At 71.3% G+C, this 15,566-nt stretch carries 16 protein-coding genes; 9 read left to right on the forward strand and 7 right to left on the reverse strand.

Annotated features, from left to right (window positions below; genetic code table 11):
- Position 1: 1 nt before the first annotated feature.
- From DFR69_RS00225 to DFR69_RS00235, 3 genes are read right to left on the reverse strand one after another with little or no spacing between them, the layout of a single operon-like run.
- Positions 2 to 1,294, reverse strand: coding sequence for an NAD(P)/FAD-dependent oxidoreductase (locus DFR69_RS00225; protein ID WP_110035361.1), 1,293 nt, complete (start codon positions 1,292 to 1,294; stop codon positions 2 to 4).
- A complete protein-coding gene (locus DFR69_RS00230) occupies positions 1,291 to 2,514 on the reverse strand; it encodes a cytochrome P450 (RefSeq protein WP_110035362.1) in 1,224 nt (407 codons plus the stop codon). Before DFR69_RS00230 ends, DFR69_RS00225 begins: the two co-directional genes overlap by 4 nt.
- Positions 2,511 to 3,749 carry a cytochrome P450 gene (locus tag DFR69_RS00235; RefSeq protein WP_110035363.1) on the reverse strand — a complete coding sequence of 413 codons (1,239 nt, stop codon included), beginning with the start codon at positions 3,747 to 3,749 and terminating at the stop codon, positions 2,511 to 2,513. The genes DFR69_RS00230 and DFR69_RS00235 overlap by 4 nt, the downstream gene beginning before the upstream one ends.
- A gap of 214 nt (positions 3,750 to 3,963) precedes the next feature.
- On the opposite strand from DFR69_RS00235, the gene DFR69_RS00240 reads away from it, so the two are divergent.
- Genes DFR69_RS00240 through DFR69_RS00265 form a run of 6 tightly spaced genes read left to right on the forward strand, consistent with a single transcriptional unit; the run spans position 3,964 to position 8,925 of the window.
- Positions 3,964 to 5,616: an AMP-binding protein gene (locus DFR69_RS00240; protein ID WP_110035364.1), complete on the forward strand. Its 1,653-nt coding sequence runs from the start codon at positions 3,964 to 3,966 to the stop codon at positions 5,614 to 5,616.
- 39 nt (positions 5,617 to 5,655) lie between these two features.
- Positions 5,656 to 6,444, forward strand: a complete 789-nt coding sequence (locus DFR69_RS00245) for a ferritin-like domain-containing protein (RefSeq protein WP_110035365.1) — start codon at positions 5,656 to 5,658, stop codon at positions 6,442 to 6,444.
- Positions 6,444 to 6,989: a PaaI family thioesterase gene (locus DFR69_RS00250; RefSeq protein WP_110035366.1), complete on the forward strand. Its 546-nt coding sequence runs from the start codon at positions 6,444 to 6,446 to the stop codon at positions 6,987 to 6,989. The genes DFR69_RS00245 and DFR69_RS00250 overlap by 1 nt, the downstream gene beginning before the upstream one ends.
- Positions 6,986 to 7,249 (forward strand): acyl carrier protein, encoded by a 264-nt coding sequence (locus DFR69_RS00255; RefSeq protein ID WP_110035367.1) that lies wholly within the window; start codon positions 6,986 to 6,988, stop codon positions 7,247 to 7,249. Before DFR69_RS00250 ends, DFR69_RS00255 begins: the two co-directional genes overlap by 4 nt.
- The gene (locus DFR69_RS00260) at positions 7,246 to 8,079 is read left to right on the forward strand and encodes an SAM-dependent methyltransferase (RefSeq protein ID WP_110035368.1); all 834 of its coding nucleotides are present in this window, start codon (positions 7,246 to 7,248) and stop codon (positions 8,077 to 8,079) included. The genes DFR69_RS00255 and DFR69_RS00260 overlap by 4 nt, the downstream gene beginning before the upstream one ends.
- 3 nt (positions 8,080 to 8,082) lie before the next feature.
- Positions 8,083 to 8,925, forward strand: a complete 843-nt coding sequence (locus DFR69_RS00265; RefSeq protein WP_110035369.1) for an acyl-ACP desaturase — start codon at positions 8,083 to 8,085, stop codon at positions 8,923 to 8,925.
- 50 nt (positions 8,926 to 8,975) lie between these two features.
- On the opposite strand, the gene DFR69_RS00270 is transcribed toward DFR69_RS00265, so the two are convergent.
- Positions 8,976 to 9,443, reverse strand: coding sequence for a PaaI family thioesterase (locus DFR69_RS00270; protein WP_110035370.1), 468 nt, complete (start codon positions 9,441 to 9,443; stop codon positions 8,976 to 8,978).
- Positions 9,444 to 9,595: 152 nt separating this feature from the next.
- Here DFR69_RS00270 and DFR69_RS00275 point away from each other — a divergent pair, with 152 nt between their 5' ends.
- On the forward strand, positions 9,596 to 10,822 hold the full coding sequence (locus DFR69_RS00275; protein ID WP_110035371.1) for a cytochrome P450 family protein: 1,227 nt from the start codon (positions 9,596 to 9,598) through the stop codon (positions 10,820 to 10,822).
- 271 nt (positions 10,823 to 11,093) lie between these two features.
- Positions 11,094 to 11,303 (forward strand): hypothetical protein, encoded by a 210-nt coding sequence (locus DFR69_RS00280; RefSeq protein ID WP_146229171.1) that lies wholly within the window; start codon positions 11,094 to 11,096, stop codon positions 11,301 to 11,303.
- Between the two features lie 18 nt (positions 11,304 to 11,321).
- On the opposite strand, the gene DFR69_RS00285 is transcribed toward DFR69_RS00280, so the two are convergent.
- The 3 genes from DFR69_RS00285 to DFR69_RS00295 all read right to left on the reverse strand — a co-directional run bounded on the left by DFR69_RS00285 (position 11,322) and on the right by DFR69_RS00295 (position 14,234).
- Positions 11,322 to 12,020 carry a hypothetical protein gene (locus DFR69_RS00285; RefSeq protein ID WP_341867789.1) on the reverse strand — a complete coding sequence of 233 codons (699 nt, stop codon included), beginning with the start codon at positions 12,018 to 12,020 and terminating at the stop codon, positions 11,322 to 11,324.
- A 342-nt stretch (positions 12,021 to 12,362) separates the two neighbouring features.
- Positions 12,363 to 13,259 (reverse strand): aminoglycoside phosphotransferase family protein, encoded by an 897-nt coding sequence (locus tag DFR69_RS00290; protein ID WP_110035374.1) that lies wholly within the window; start codon positions 13,257 to 13,259, stop codon positions 12,363 to 12,365.
- Positions 13,260 to 13,298: 39 nt separating this feature from the next.
- Entirely contained in the window at positions 13,299 to 14,234 is a 936-nt protein-coding gene (locus tag DFR69_RS00295; protein WP_244198009.1) for a PDR/VanB family oxidoreductase, read from the reverse strand.
- 163 nt (positions 14,235 to 14,397) lie between these two features.
- Here DFR69_RS00295 and DFR69_RS00300 point away from each other — a divergent pair, with 163 nt between their 5' ends.
- The gene (locus DFR69_RS00300) at positions 14,398 to 15,558 is read left to right on the forward strand and encodes an acyl-CoA dehydrogenase family protein (RefSeq protein ID WP_110035376.1); all 1,161 of its coding nucleotides are present in this window, start codon (positions 14,398 to 14,400) and stop codon (positions 15,556 to 15,558) included.
- The last annotated feature ends 8 nt before the right edge of the window (positions 15,559 to 15,566 follow it).

Below are 15,566 nucleotides of genomic sequence, written 5' to 3' on the forward strand. Positions count from 1 at the left end.
GTCAGGACAGGAGGATGCGGCGCAGCGTGCCCGGCGCGGTGAGCGCGGTGGGCGGGTCGACCAGGTGGGCGACCCGCAGGAAGGTCCTGGCTACGCGCGGATCGTGGTGGGCCACGCGCTGCACCCTGGTCACGAAGACATCGGTGAGCCGGGTGCGCAGGGTGCGCCTGCCCTCGACGCCGGGATGGCGCAGATCCGAGCCCGCGGCCAGTTGCCAGGCCACCGCCACCGCGTCGGCCGCGGTCGCGTAGAAGCGCGCGGGGAGGTCGTCGGCGTCGAGACTGTCGCGCAGGGCGGCGGCTTGCAGGGCGGCCACGGTCATGCCCTGGGCGTAGAGCGGATTGAACGCGCACTGGGCGTCGCCGAGCACCACGAGCCCCGCGGGTGGGGCGCTCTGGCGATCGAAGCGCCTGCGCACGGCGGTGCGGAAGCGGTACGGGACCGGCTCGCCCAGGGCGTCGGAGCCGACGACGATGGTGTGGATGTCGGGCGCCGACAGCGACGCGGCGTAGTCGCGGAAGCCCTGATCGTCGGTCGGTGGATGGTCGCCGAGCATCCCGGCGAGGGTGACGTGCCAGCGGTCGCCCTCCACCCGCACCGCGCCGCCGCCGCGCCCGTCGGCGCCGGTCGACACGATCACCGACGCCTGCCCACCCAGCTGGCCGGGCCGGTGCCGGAAGAACCGCGACGCGTAGCCCAGATCCACGTCGAGGCGTTCCTCCTCGGGCACCTCCGCGCCGATCTCGTCGAGCCACTGGGTGATTCGTGACCCGCGGCCGCTGGCATCGACGATCAGATCGGCGGCCAGGGTCTGCTCGCCCGCCGGCCCGGTGACCCGGACGGCGCGGACCCGCTCGGCGTCACCGACCAGGCCCTGCGCGGTCGTCCTGGTCAGCAGTTCGATGCCCCGCGTCCGCAGAGTGCGTCTACGGAGGACGGTTTCGAGCAGTGAGCGGGTCGCGATCAGCGAGGTGAGTCCGGTCGCGCCCGCCGCCAGCCGGGACCCGCCGACGTACCAGCGGGTGCCGACGAGCACCTCGGCCACGGTCGCGCCGTCGGAGACCGCCTCCTCGGTGAAGCCCGGATACAGCTCCTCCATGATCCGGCGGCCCCGGTCGAGCAGTCCGTGCAGGTGCCAGGCCTGCGGAACACCGCGGCGCACGGTCTCTTTCGCGTCCAGCTCGTCGCGTTCCACCAGGGTGACCCGGTCGAACCGCTCGGCGAGCACCCGCGCCGCCAGCAGCCCGGCGACCCCGGCGCCGAGGACGAGCGCGTGCCGGCGCGGCGCGGTCACAGGGTCACCGGGAGATGCCGGATGCCACGGTGGATCAGGCTGGGCCGGTACTCGACCGGCTGCTCGGCCAGGGCCAGCTCGGGCGCCCGGTCGAGCAGGGTGCGGATCGCGGCCTCTGCCTCGATGCGGGCCAGCGGCGCGCCGACGCAGTAGTGGATGCCCAAACTGAAGCCGAGATGCTTACGCGGCGGACGGTTTCCGGTGAAGCGGGTGATGTCGAAGGTGTCGGGGTCGTGATAGACCCGCTCGTCGCGATTGGCCGAGCCGGTGAGCACGACGACGCCGTCGCCGCGGCGGAAGCTGTGCTCGCCGACCCGGGTGTCGGCCAGCGCCACCCGGATCGTGAACTGGGTGGGCGCGTCGTAGCGCAGCATCTCGTCGATGGCGGGCCCGATCAGCTCCGGCCGCGCGCGCAACAGCGCGAGCTGGCCGGGATGGCGCAGCAGGGCGAGCATCCCGTTGCCGATCAGGTTGATCGAGGTCTCCATGCCCGCCACGAGCAGCAGCAGCGACATCCCGATCACCTCGGGCTCGGTGAGGAAGTCACCGTCCACACTGGCCGCGACGAGTTCACTGAGCAGGTCGGTGCCGGGCCGCTGCTTCTTCTCGGCGATGAGCCGGGCGAAGTGGCCCATGCAGGCGATGGCCGCGTCGGTGCGGGCGCTGATGTCGTCGGGCCCGAGCAGCGAGTCGGGGTCGCTGCCGCGCGCGATGGCCAGCTGCCAGGCACGGAAGCTCGGGCCGTCGGCGGCGTCGGCGCCGAGCAGCCGCACCGCGACCATGGCCACGGCCAGCGGGACCGCGAGATCCTCGAGCACGTCGAGTTCGCCGCGCTCGAGCGCCGCGTCGACCAGGCCGTCGACCACCGTGCCCGCCACCGGCGCCATCTCGCCGATCATCCTGGGGGTGAACGCTTTCGCCACCAGCTTGCGGTAGCGACCGTGCTCGGGCGGGTCCATGCGGACGAACGAGCCGGGGATGGCCGCGCTGGTGTCGCGGAAGGGGCTGATGCCCGCCGCGTAGCCGTGACCCCAGTCGGCGCCGGTGAGCACCGCGGCGCACTCCTCGTAGCGGGTCACCAGCCGCACCGGCACATCGTCGAGCGAGTACGGGAACAGCGGGGTGGCGGTGCGTACCCGGGCGTAGGCGGGATACGGGTCGGCGCGGTGCTCGGGCGCGAAGGCGTCGAAGGTGAGGTCGGCGGGGACAGCGGTACTCATCGGCCCTCCAGGCTGATTCGCAGTTCGGACATGCCGCGCACGACCACGTTCGGGCGATACGGCGGCTCGGCGAGCAGCTGCATCCGCTCGACCCGGGTGGCGACGGCGCGCAGCACCGCCTGCATCTCGAGGCGGGCCAGCGGCGCGCCCAGGCAGTAGTGCAGGCCGAGGCCGAACGACAGGTGCCGTTCGGGGCGCCGGCCCGGCAGATAGCGGCCGATGTCGAAGCGGTCGGCCTCGGGGAAGGCCTCCGGGTCGCGGGCGGCCGAGCCGATCAGCACGATCACCGCGTCGCCGGGGACAAACGTCTTTCCGGCCAGCTCGATCTCATGGCGGGCGGTGCGGGTGGTCAGGTGCACGGGCGGGTCGTAGCGCAGCACCTCGTCGACGGCGGGACCGCACAGCGCGGGGTCCTCGCGCAGCCGCTGGAACTGGTCGGGATGCCGGATCAGCGCCAGCAGTCCGTTGCCGATGAGGTTGACCGTGGTCTCGTGCCCGGCCACGACGAGGATCAGCAGGGTGCCGATCAGTTCGGTGCGGGTCAGCCGGACACCGGCCTCCTCGGCGTGCACCAGCGCGGTGATCAGGTCGTCGCGCGGGTCGGCACGCCGCTGGGCGACCAGATCGCCGAAGAACTCGTCGAACGCGTGCACGGCCGTGGAGCGCGCCGCCAGTTCGGCCGGGCTCAGCAGGGTGTCGGGGTCGAGGCCACGCGCGATGTGCGCGGAGATCTCGCGCACGTGGGCGTGGGCTTCGGCGGGGACGCCGAGCAGTTCGCAGATCAGCGTCAGCGGCACCGGGTAGGCCAGTGCCTCGAGTACGTTCGTCTCGCCGTCGGCCAGCATGGCGGTGAGCAGCCCGCCGACGAGCCGGTCGGCGCGTTCGTGCAGCCCGGCGACGGTGCGGGCGGTGAACGCCTTGCCCACCAGACCGCGCAGGCGGGTGTGGTCCGGCGGCTCCATCCACAGGAACGAGCCGGGCAGCTCCACATCGCTGTCGCCGTGCAGCAGCTCCGGTTCCTCGGCGTGGCTCCAGCGCGGATCACTCAGGATGGCCTGGGCCTGCGCGTGCCGCGGCACCAGGTGGGTCTCGCGCGGGCCCGGCACGAACGGGCCGGCCGCGCGCAGGGTTTCGTAGCTGGGATACGGGTCGTGGCGGCAGTGCGGCGCGACGCTCTCCAGCACCGCGATCTGCACCGGGGTCGGGTCCTCGACCGCGACATGATCGGTAGTCACCGGCAGCTCCTAGGGGCGATTTCGGTGCGGGGATTTCGCCGCTCATCGTCGTCGCGCCGAGGCCGCGAATTCGCACAGTATCGCCTGCTCCGATCGGGCGATAGCCGAATATCTTTATCAGGCAGTGCAATTGGCCGATCGACGGTGATTATCGGCGCGCGTATTTCGTTGTTCGTTCAGCGCGATGTCATATGCCGCTGTTGTCGTTTCCGGCATGAATTCCTCGCGTTCGAGCGACACGCTCACCACGCTGCTGGCCGCGGTCGCCGCCGAACGGCCGCACGTGCCCGCGACATTCTGGTCGGTATCGGAGCAGCTGGACAACGCCGAGATACTGGCCCGCGCCCGGACGACGGCGACCGCGCTGGTGCGCCGCGGGATCGGCCACGGCGAACCCGTCGGCGTGCTCAGCCCCAACGCGCCGGAGTTCCTGACCTCGCTGTTCGGCATCGCCGCGGCGGGCGGCGCCGCCACTCCCCTGCCGCTGCCCGCCGGCGCCAGGGCGACGGCCGCCTACCCGGCCAAGCTGGCGGCGATCACCGCGGCGGCGGGCATGCGGACGATCCTCGTCTCGCCCCGCTTCGCCTCGATGATCCCGCTGATCGGCGACATCGGCGTGGAATTCGTCGACACCGGCGCACTCGTCGACGACATCACCGCCGATGTCGACATCCTGCCGACGACCGGCCCCGACGATCTGGCCATCGTGCAATTCACCTCCGGCAGCACCGCGCTGCCCAAGGGCGTGCGCCTCACCCACGCGAATGTGGTGAGCGGACTGGCCGCCATCCGCACCGGCATCGATCTCGGACTCGAGGATCAGGGCGGATTCTGGTTGCCGCTGTTCCACGACATGGGACTGTTCGGCACCCTGTCGGCGGTGCTGCGCGGCATCCCGTCGCACGTGTGGTCGCCGCTCGCGTTCGTGAAGGATCCGGCGCGCTGGCTGGGAGAGTTCGCCGCGACGAAGACCACCATCACCGCGATGCCCAACTTCGGCTACGAGGCGCTGCTGGGCGCCATCCCGCCGGAGCGGGTCGGCGAGTACGACCTGAGTCACTGGCGGATCGCGTTCAACGGCGCCGAACCGATCGCCGAATCGGTGGTCACCGCGTTCCGCGAGCGATTCGCCCCCGCGGGCTTCGCGCCGTCGACGATGTTCGGCGTGTACGGCATGGCCGAGGCCACCCTCGCCGTCGCATTCCCGCCGCTGCTGCGTGAGCCGGTGTTCGAGTGGGTCGACCGCGCCCTGCTCTCGGACGCCGCCGTGGCCGACGAGGTGCCGCGTGACACCGCAGGGGCGCGGGCGGTGGCCTCGGTCGGGCGGCCCGTCGACGGGATCGCGCTCCGGATCGTGCACACCGACACCGGCGCCGACCTGCCCGACGGCCGGGTCGGCGAGATCCTGATCCAGGGCGCCTCGGTGACCGACGGCTATCTCACCGCCGACCCCGAGGCCGTGGCCGACCGGTTCGTCGACGGGTGGTTGCGCACCGGCGACCTCGGCTACCGGCGCGGCGCCGAACTGTTCGTCACCGGTCGCTGCAAGGACATGATCACCGTGCGCGGCGTGAACTACTACGCCCAGGACGTCGAGGCCGCCGTCCGTGACCTCGACGGCATCCACAAGGGCCGCTGCACCGCCGCCGTCGATCCCGACGGCGAGGACGTGATCGCCCTGATCGCCGAGACCGAACGCACCGGCGCCGCGGCCGCCGCGCTCGCCGACGCCATCCGAGCCGCCGTCACCGCCGACCTCGGGCTCGGCGCGGTCCAGGTGCACCTCGTCGCCCCGCGCAGCATCCCCCGCACCAGCAGCGGCAAGCTCCAACGCCTCGCCGCCCGCGATCTGATCGGCCGGCGATGACGCCGCGCCCGGCTCCCCCTCGATCGAACGGAGTGCCTCGTGCACAGCTTTGACGTGTTCCGCCACTACGAACGCCTGCACTGGAAACTGAGCGATCTGGACCTGCCCGCCGTCGACCCGACGCTGGTCCGCCCCGAATACATCACCCTGGCCAAGAGCGCGGCGATGGGCGAGTCCAATGTGATCGCCGCGGTGCACGGCTTCCTCAACGAATTCGTCGACGACTACGACTTCTCCACCTTCGCGGTGGTGTGGGGCCACCAGGAGGTGCAGCACCACTACGCGTTCCGCTCCTGGCTCGGCGCGCTCGGCGAGGACGTCGAGGACCGCGCCGTCGACGCCATGCGCGAGCCGTACGCGCCGGGCAGCACGCCCTCGGCGACGCTGGCCACCAACATCATCTCCGAGCTCACCGTCAACCACGTGTACCGCGCGGTGGCGAGCTGGGTGGCCGAGCCCGTGCTGAAGGAGTTGCTGCTCAACGCCAGTCGCGACGAGGCCGGGCACGCGCGCGAGTTCATCCACTACACCAACGAGCGGCTGAAGAAGCGCCCCGAGGAACTGCCCTCGGTGCTCGAGACCCTCTACGTCTACAGCTCCGAGGCCAAGATCAAGCATCCGGTGAGCACCTTCAAGGCCGGCATCGCCGAACTCGGCGACCACGAGACCATCGACACCGGCTTCGAGCTGTTCCTCGAGCAGGTCGCCGCCGAGGGCGAACTCGAGGTGCTGCACGACAAGGTACGCCGCACCTTCGCCTCGATCACCGGGCTCGACCTGTCCAGCAACGCGAAGGTGCGTCGCGCGCTGGCCGACGCCATCGCCTGATGACGGCCGCCGAACAGGCCACGGCCGTCACGGTGCCGTGGTCGGTGATCCCCGACTACCACTGCTTCGGCTGCTCCCCGCACAACGCCGCCGGGCTGCGCCTGAGCTTCACCCCGCGCCCCGACGGGGCCCTGGTGGCCGCGTTCCGGCTGGGCCGGGCCTTCGAGTCCTATCCCGGTGTCGTGCACGGCGGCCTGATCGGCGTGGTGTGCGACGAGGTGATGGGCAATCTCATCGTGCTCGCGCGCCATGTGCCCGCCTTCACCGTCTCCCAGCGCACCCGGTTCCTCACGCCCCTGCTGATCGATCGCGAATACCGCTGCGTGGCCATGCTTCCGCCCGAGCGCGGGGCGGGCCCGATCTCCGCGCACGCGGAGATCCTCGACGCCGACGGCGCGGTGTGCGCGTCGTCGACGGCCACCTACCAGCCCTTCGATCTGCACGCCGTCCGCGACCAGCTCACCCTCGACGACGACGAAGTCGCCCTGCTCGACCACGCCCTGTCCACGGCGAACACCTTCTCCCCGAACGGAGCCCGGCCATGACCACCACTTCCGCCGACACCATCCTGCGCACGGTCACCGAGATCGCGGTCACCGAGACCGGCCTGCCCGCCGCCGACCTGACCCCCGACGCCGACCTGCGCGCCATGGCCGGGGTCGACTCGGTACGGGTGCTGCGGATGATCGCCCGCATCGAGCGCACCTTCGACATCGAACTCGAGGACGAAGACGTCTTCGGCATGTCCACCCTGGCCGAGGTCACCGCCGTGGTGGAGCGTTCGGTGGGCGGAGCGTCCGCATGACGGTCGTCGCCGATACCAATCAGCACTACGATCTCGATCCCGACATCTTCGGCGAGTTCCTCGATCCACTGCGCAAATACAGTGCGGCACTGTACGAATCCGCCGACGACACCCTGGAGACGGCACAGCGCAACAAGCTGCGTTTCGTCGCCGAGCGGCTCGGGCTGCGCGGCGGGGAAGAGCTGCTCGACGTGGGCTGCGGCTGGGGTTCGCTGATCCTTTACATGGCGAGCGAACTGGGTTGCCGGACACTGGGTATCAGCCCGGCGCCGCGGCAGCACGACTACATCGCCGCGCAGGCCGCCGCCCGCGGGGTGAGCGAGCTGGTGCGCACCCGCGTCGGGCACTTCGAGCAGCTCGACCTGCCCGCGCGTGGCTTCGACGCGGTCACCCTGCTCGGCTCGATCGTGCACATGCCCGATCCCGACGAGGTCTTCCGCCGCGCCAAGGCGGTGCTGCGGCGCGGCGGCACCCTCTACGTGTCGGAGAGCTGCTTCCGCAACGCGGCCACCCGCGCCGCGTTCGACGATCGCGACGGCACCGGATTCGTCCGTGAGGACATCTTCGGCTTCGGTGAGCTGCGCCCGCTCTCGGAGCTGGTCGCGGCCGCCGAGAACGCCGGATTCTCGGTGATCTCGGTCGACGATCTCACCGAGAACTACCGGCGCACGATCGAGGACTGGATCGCCAATGTCGACGCCGCCGCCGACCGCATCGACGCGCACGGCGCCGGCCTGGCGGCCAAGCTGCGCCACTATCTCGAGATCGCCAACGCGGGCTGGGGTTACACCACCAAGCACTACGCGCTGGTCTGCCGGAATGCCAGGTAGGACATGATCAGCACACCGGGGCTGCTGCCCGTCACCGAGCTGACCGCCGCGGTCGACGGCTTCCTCGCCGCCTCCCCCGCGACCCGCGCCTGGGACGTGGAGACCGCCTTCGACTGGGCCGCCGCCGACGCGGGCAGGCTCACCGAGGGGCAGCGCTCCGCGGTCCAGTTCGTCACCCTCATCGAAGACCACCTGCCCGGCTATTTCGACGTCTACCACCGGCACTTCCCGGTCGACGACAGCGTGGACCTGCCGACCTTCGAACACAATCGGGAGCTCTACCACTTCACGGTGCGCTGGGCGCTCGAGGAGGACACCCACGCCAGGGCGCTGGCCCGCTATCAGGAGGCGGCGGGCATGGCCGAAAGGTCGACGCTGCGTGCGGAACTGGCGGTAGAGGGGCACAAGCCGTTCGACCTGCCCTACGACCATCCCGTGCAGTTCTTCGCCTACGCGCTGGTGCAGGAGAAGGCGACGCAGATGTACTACCAGCAGCTGCGCGACGTCGTCACCGATCCGGTGCTGGCGGCGGTGCTCACGCGGCTGTCCCGCGACGAGGCGAGGCATTTCAGTTTCATGGCCGAGGTGGTGACCCGGTACCTGCGCCACGACGGTGACGCGGTGGTGGCGCCGATCCGCGACGTCATCGCCCATTTCCGGATGCCGCTGTCGGACACGCTGCGCGGCTACTGGCGGTGGGCGCTGCGTATCGCCGAGGTCGCCGACTACGACCACACCGCCGCCTACGAACACCTGGTGAAGGTGATCGACCGGGCGGTGGACACCCGCACCGAGCCGGTCGACGAGCTCATCGCCTTCGTCGAGAGCTGCCGCACCGTCGCCTGAGTACACGAGTACGGCCCCGCTCCTGGCGAGCGGGGCCGTACTCGTGCGCGTCAGTTGCTCTGGGCCAGCACGAGAATCGTGGTGCTGCCGTGGGCGATGAGCTTGCCCGCGGCGTCGGTGATGCGGCCCTCGGCGGTGGCGGTGCGCCTGCCGACGTGGACGGCGGTGGCCTCGCAGGTCAGGCGGCTGCCGTCGAGGGTGACGGCGCGGATGAAGTTCACCTTCAGCTCGAGGGTGGTGTAGGCGACGCCGTCGGCGAGCTCGGTGAAGACCGCGCTGCCCATGGCGGTGTCGAGCAGCGTGGCGAGCACGCCGCCGTGCACGGTGAACATGGCGTTGATGGTCGCCGGGTTCGGGTCGAGGTAGTAGCGGGTGCGTCCCTTGGCCGCGCTCTCCAGGCGGATGCCGAGCGAATCGCCGACCCCCAGCTTCTCCTGCAGTCCGCGTTCGAACACCGCGGTCAGTTCGGCGACGCGCCGGGCCGCGGTCGCGTCGACGTCGACATCAGTACTGGTCATGGTTTTCCTCCCTGCGGACGATTCCTCCGCCATTCGACCAGCGCGTGGTGAATTCCGTCTTGCCGCAAGCCATTCCATCCCGACCTCCGATCGCCTGATCGAGATCACCCGAGTTCGGTGAGTCGTTCACCGGGCGCCGGTACCGTCGCGGGATGGCCGACATCACCGCAGCCGCCCCCGTCGCGTCCATCGGCGCCGACTTCTTCGACGATCCGCACGCCCACTACCGGCGCTGGCGCGCCGAGGCCCCGGTGCACCGGGTCCGCTTCCCCGACGACGTCATCCGCTGGGTGATCGTCGGCTACGCCGAAGCCCGCCAGGCACTGGCCGATCCGCGCCTGGCCAAGGATGTCGTGCGGGTCGACGCGATCCTGCACGACAAGCGCGACTCCACCCCGTCGGACCCGAACGCGCTGACCCTGCTCAGCCACATGCTCAGCACCGACCCGCCCGCGCACACCCGCCTGCGCAAGCTGGTGAACAAGGCGTTCACCGCCAAGCAGGTCGCCGCGCTGCGCCCCCGGATCGAGCAGATCACCACCTCGCTGCTCGACGCCGTCGCCGAGCGCGAGGAGGTGGATCTGCTGGCGGAGTTCGCCAATCCCCTTCCGGTGACGGTGATCTGTGAGCTGCTCGGCGTGCCTTACGCCGATCGCGCCGACTTCCAGGCGTGGACGCGGGCTCTGGTCACCGTCGTCGGGGAGGGCGAGGACACCGAGCGCCCGGCCGCGTCGGCGGCGATGGTCGGCTACCTGGCGAACCTGGTGCGGGCCAAGCAGGCCGATCCCGCCGACGACCTGCTGTCCCAACTGGTGCTGGCCGACGACGACGGCGACCGCCTCACCGACCGGGAACTGGTCTCGATGGCGTTCCTGCTGCTGGTCGCCGGGCACGAGACCACCGTCAACCTCATCGCCAACGGCGTCAACGCCCTGCTGCGCGATCGCGCGCAGTGGCAGGCGCTGTGCGCCGACCCGGCGGGCGTGCCCGCGGCGATCGAGGAGTTCCTGCGCTACGACGGGCCGGTCGGCATGGCGACGGTGCGGTACACGACCGAGCCGGTCACCCTGGGCGGCGTCGAGATCCCCGCGAACGAACTGGTCTACGTCTCGCTCGCGGCCGCCAACCGCGACCCCGCCCGCTTCGCCGACCCGGACAGCCTGGCCGTCGACGGTCATCCCACCGGGCACCTCGCCTTCGGCCACGGCATCCACTTCTGCGTCGGCGCGCCCTTGGCCCGGCTCGAAGCCGAGATCGCCTTCACCACGCTGCTCACCCGCTTCCCCGATCTGCGCCTGGCCCCCGCCGCCGACTCCCTCGGCTGGCAGACCAGCACGCTCATCCGTGGGCTGCTCGAACTCCCGGTCCGGTTGGGCTGAACCGGATCACGCGCCAGCCGGGTCGCGGCGGCTGAGCATCGTCGCCTGGGGCGGCGGGTTGCGCGATGTCGCCGATCCATCACCGCGGCGCGCCGATCGACGTCCGCGAGCGCGGTGCACAGCACGATGGGGACCGCGCGGGCCGGACCGCCCGCCGACCGCAGCGTGACCACCGCGCTGTCCACCGGTGGGCGGAGTCGGCCCGGCGACTGTGTCAGGACGGCGGCGTAGCATCGGGCCTCGACTCAGCTGCCTACGGCCAGAGGTGACCATGTCCACGAAGCTCGCGTCCGTTCTGCTCGCCACCGCGGCGCTGACCCTCCCGCTGTCGGCGGCACCCGCGGTCGCCGCCGCGCCCTCGGCGGAACCGGTGTCCACCGGTTCCGCCGAACTGCCCGCGGCGTTCCTCGACCTGCTCGCCTGCCTGGTCCAGCTGCCGCCGTCGGCCTCGGGTGACCCGTCGCAGGGCTGTGACACCTGAGACAGCCGGCGCCGGCCGCTAGAACAGGCTGGTCTGCACCGGTGCCGCGGTGGCCGTGATGGCGGGGTCGAGCACGATCCGGCGGCCGATCAACCGCGAGTCGTTGACCAGCAACAACTCACCGTCGCCCGCGTCGTCCGCGCAGGCGATGGTGTGCCCGTGGGCGGTGACGGCGTCGAGGACGTACTCGCCGGAGTCCTCGGTGAACTCCAGCGCGTCCGGGTATCGGCCGCGCGTGTGCAAGATGTCGTAGAAGTCCCGGCCGCCCGACCACGCGGTGTCGGTGCGGGCCGTCGCCGCGGGCAGAACGCCCGCCGCGTGCTCGGCCGCGTCCGCGACAGCGGCCTCCACCGCCGCCCACGGCCGCAACGGTTTGGTCAGGATCCTGGTCTTGGTGACGCCGGGGACGGCCTGCCGGAACCCCGCGCGTTCCGACACCGCCCGCTCCAGTTCCCGCACATGCAACCCGTCCGGCGAATCGGTGATGAACCGCGCCACCAGCGCGCCCTGCTCGTAGAGCCGCCGCTGCCGCCGCACCGCCGAGGCCGTCCCCACCTTCGTCATCCCGTCACCGAAGTAGGCGATGTACAGGTGATGCGGCTGCGCCACATACTCGCGGATCTGCTCGGGCAACCCCGACAGCGTCCCCCGATGACTGTGCACCACCGCCCACCCCTCGGTGATCCGGCACTGCGCACACTGCTTACCGCTGTCCACCCGCGCCCGCCGCGGACACACCTGCCGCCCCCGCCGCCCACCCCCGAACCCGTGATACCCCAGGCAATACCGCTCACCCCCGTCCACCCGAAACGCCAACCGCGTCCCGACCCCCGGCAGCAATTCCGTCGTCCCGTCCGCCCGGATCAGCTCATAACTCCACCGCCCCTGCTCATCCCACCGTGTCCCGCAATACAAAGCCCCAGATCCCACGGTCATCCCGCCGAACCTACCGGAACCGTGCCGCTGTCCCCGCGCCGGACAGTCGACCCGTGCCGTCGATCGGGTCGCGCTCACACAGCCCGGGAATCCGGTGCCGAGCAGCCGCTTCGCCCGCTCGCTTCACACACCGTCCAGCACGCGCTCGAGCGCCGCCCGGCCCACCGGGCCCCAGTGCGGCTTGCCGCCGGGGAGGCCCCGGTCGCCGTTCTGCCCCATGAGCATCAGGAAGAGACTCTTCAACGCGGCCAGTCCGCGGGCGCGCCGGATAGCCGCGTCGTCCGCCCGCGCGTAGGCGTCGAAGAAGCGTGCGGCCGTGCCCGCGGGCAGCAATACCCAGGCGGCCGCCAGGTCCCAGGCGGGATCGCCGGCGAACAGGTCACCGAAGTCGACCACGCCCGCGAGCGTCCCGTCCGCGACGACGACATTCGCCGGATGGAGATCGCCGTGCACCCACACCGGCCTGCCTCGCCACTCGTCGGCCGCGACGGCCTCGTCCCAGACGGCGCGGACGTCGGCGGCGAGGTCGGCGGGAGCGACGGACTCGAAGTAGTGCTCGAAGCCCTCGGCGCAGTCACGGGGGTGGGCTCCCCGGTCCGTCGCGGTCGGCGCTTCGACGGGAGCGTCCACATGAAGAGCCCGGAGGAACCCGGCCAGCGTGTCGGCCGCGTGTCCACCTCGGCTGATCGTGGCGTCGTCCATCGGCTTGCCGGGAACCCACGTCATCACGGTCCAGTGCTTGGGGAACCGCGCGGACGGCGCGCCCTCCCGCACCGGGATCGGCACCGGCAGCGGCAAGCGCGGGGCCAGCACGGGGAGCCACCGGCGCTCCTTCAGCTGAAGCTCCGGGGTGAGGTCCATGCGCTGCATGCGCACGGCCAGCTCGTCCCCGAGGCGCCACATCTGATTGCCCCAGCCACCCGCCACCTCGCTGATCGTCAGCTCGGCGAGGTCGGGGTGTTGTTCTCGCAGCAGGTCACGGACCAGGTCCGCGGTGATCTCGATCTCGCCTGCGGTCATGGACGGCACTGTACCGATTCCGCTGCGGGCCAGGTGTTCTCAGAGGTCGAGGACGAGGACTTCGGAGTGGGCTCGGGAGACGCAGAGCATCATGGTTTTGCCGGAGTCGCGTTCCTCGGGGGTGAGGAGGGAGTCGCGGTGGTCGATCTCGCCGTCGAGGACGGGGGTTTCGCAGCTGCCGCAGGTGCCTTCGCGGCAGGAGGTGATGACCGGGACGCCCGCTGATTCGAGGACGTCGACGATGGAGCGGTCGGCGGCGATGCGCAGGGTGCGGCCGGACTGGGCCAGCTGGATCTCGAAGGCGGCGTCGGGGCCGGTGCGGTCGACGGCGCGCGGGACGAAGCGTTCGGTGCGCATCGTCATGCCCTGACGTTGGCCCTCGGCTTCGACGGCGGCCAGCAGGGGTTCGGGGCCGCAGCAGTACACCGCGGCGCCGGGGCTCGCGGCGAGGATGTCGGCGATCGGCAGCAGGCCGGACACGTCCTGGGGAACCAGGTTCACCGCGGGATACCGGCCGAGGAGCGCGTCCGCGAAGGCCATGTGCGCCTTCGTGCGGGCACCGTAGTGCAGGGTCCAGCGCGCGCCCGCGCGGTCGGCGGCGGCGATCATCGGCAGGATCGGGGTGATCCCGATGCCGCCGGCGACGAAGGTGTACTCGGGCGCACTGCCCAGCTCGAAGTTGTTGCGGGGCAACGACACCGACAACGTGCTGCCGGGCAGCGCGGTCCGGTGCAGGTACGCCGATCCGCCTCGCCCCGTGGGTTCGTGCAGGATCGCGATCCGCCAGCGATCGCGCTCGGCCGGGTCACCGCACAGCGAGTACTGGCGCACACCCGACTCCCCGACCGCCACGTCGATGTGGGCCCCCGGCGTCCACGACGGCAGGTCCCCGCCGTCGGCCGCCGCCAGCACCAGCGCGAACACCGCGTCGGCTTCGTCGGTTCGTTCGATCACCCGCACGCTCAACTCGGTCACGCTCGTGCCCTTCCACAGTCCGGCCACCTCTGCGGCGAAGTCGTCCCCTTCACCGTGATCGCGACGCGGCGGGCGTGCTGGGGCGAAACACCGAGTCGATTGGACCGATCGACATTCACTATCGCCCCGGCAGCAGACAGCGGGCCCGCCCGACACTGACCCCATGACTCCAGTGGCGGAACTGGTCGACAAGACCAGACAGTTCGTGGCAGACCACGTGATCCCGGTGGAACGCGAGGTCGTGGTCGGTGGCCGGGTCACCGACGACGCCCTGCGCCTGGACCTGCAGAAGAAGGCCAAGGAGGCCGGGGTGTTCGGCCCGCTCTCCGATCCCGAGTACGGCGGTCTCGGCCTCGACACCAGGGCGCAGGCCGAGGTGCTCGAGGCGGCGGGCGCGAGCCTGCTCGGGCCGCTGGCGGTCAACGCGTGGGCGCCCGACGACGGCAACATCCACCTGCTCGCCGCGGTCGCGAATCCCGAGCAGCGGCACCGCTACCTGGCTCCGCTCGCCGCCGGCGAGGTCCGCTCCGCGATCGCGATGACCGAACCCGCTCCCGGCGCCGGCTCGGACCCGCGGATGCTGGCCACCGTCGCCGAGGAGACCGACACCGGCTGGGTTATCAACGGCCGCAAGCACTTCACCACCGGCGCCCAGGGCGCCGCGTTCACCATCTGCGTCGCCACCACGGTCGACGGGCCGACGATGTTCCTGGTCGACCAGGACAACCCGGGCCTGCGCGTGGGCCGCCGGATGCCGACGCTGGATCACACCAGCGCGCCCGGTGGACATTGCGAGGTCGAGTTCACCGATTGCGAGGTCCCCGAGACGGCGATCCTGGGCACGGTCGGCCGCGGCCTCGATCTGGCGCAGGTCCGGTTGGCGCCCTCGCGCCTGGTGTTCTGCATGAACTGGCTCGGCCTGGCCGTGCGCGCCCAGCAGCTCACCATCGAGCACATCAGCGGCCGCACCTCCTTCGGCGTGCCGATCGCCGATCACGGGCTGGCCCAGGGCTTGATCGCCGACAACGAGATCGACATCGCCGCCGCCCGCGGGCTGATCCGCACCACCGCGGCCACCATCGACGAGCACGGCGCCGCGTCCGGGCAGGCCAGGCACGAGGCCTCCATCACCAAGACCTTCGTCTCCGAGGCGGTGTGGCGGGTGCTCGACCGCGCGGTGCAGCTGCACGGCGGGCTCGGGGTCTGCGAGGACCACCTGGTGGCCCGGTTCCTGGTGGAGGCAAGGGCTTTCCGCATCTACGAGGGTCCGTCGGAGGTGCTGCGCTGGTCGATCGCGCGGCGCGTCCTGCGCGGACCGCGCTGAGAGGACGA

The organism is Nocardia neocaledoniensis, from assembly GCF_003182135.1.
Lineage (GTDB): Bacteria > Actinomycetota > Actinomycetes > Mycobacteriales > Mycobacteriaceae > Nocardia > Nocardia neocaledoniensis.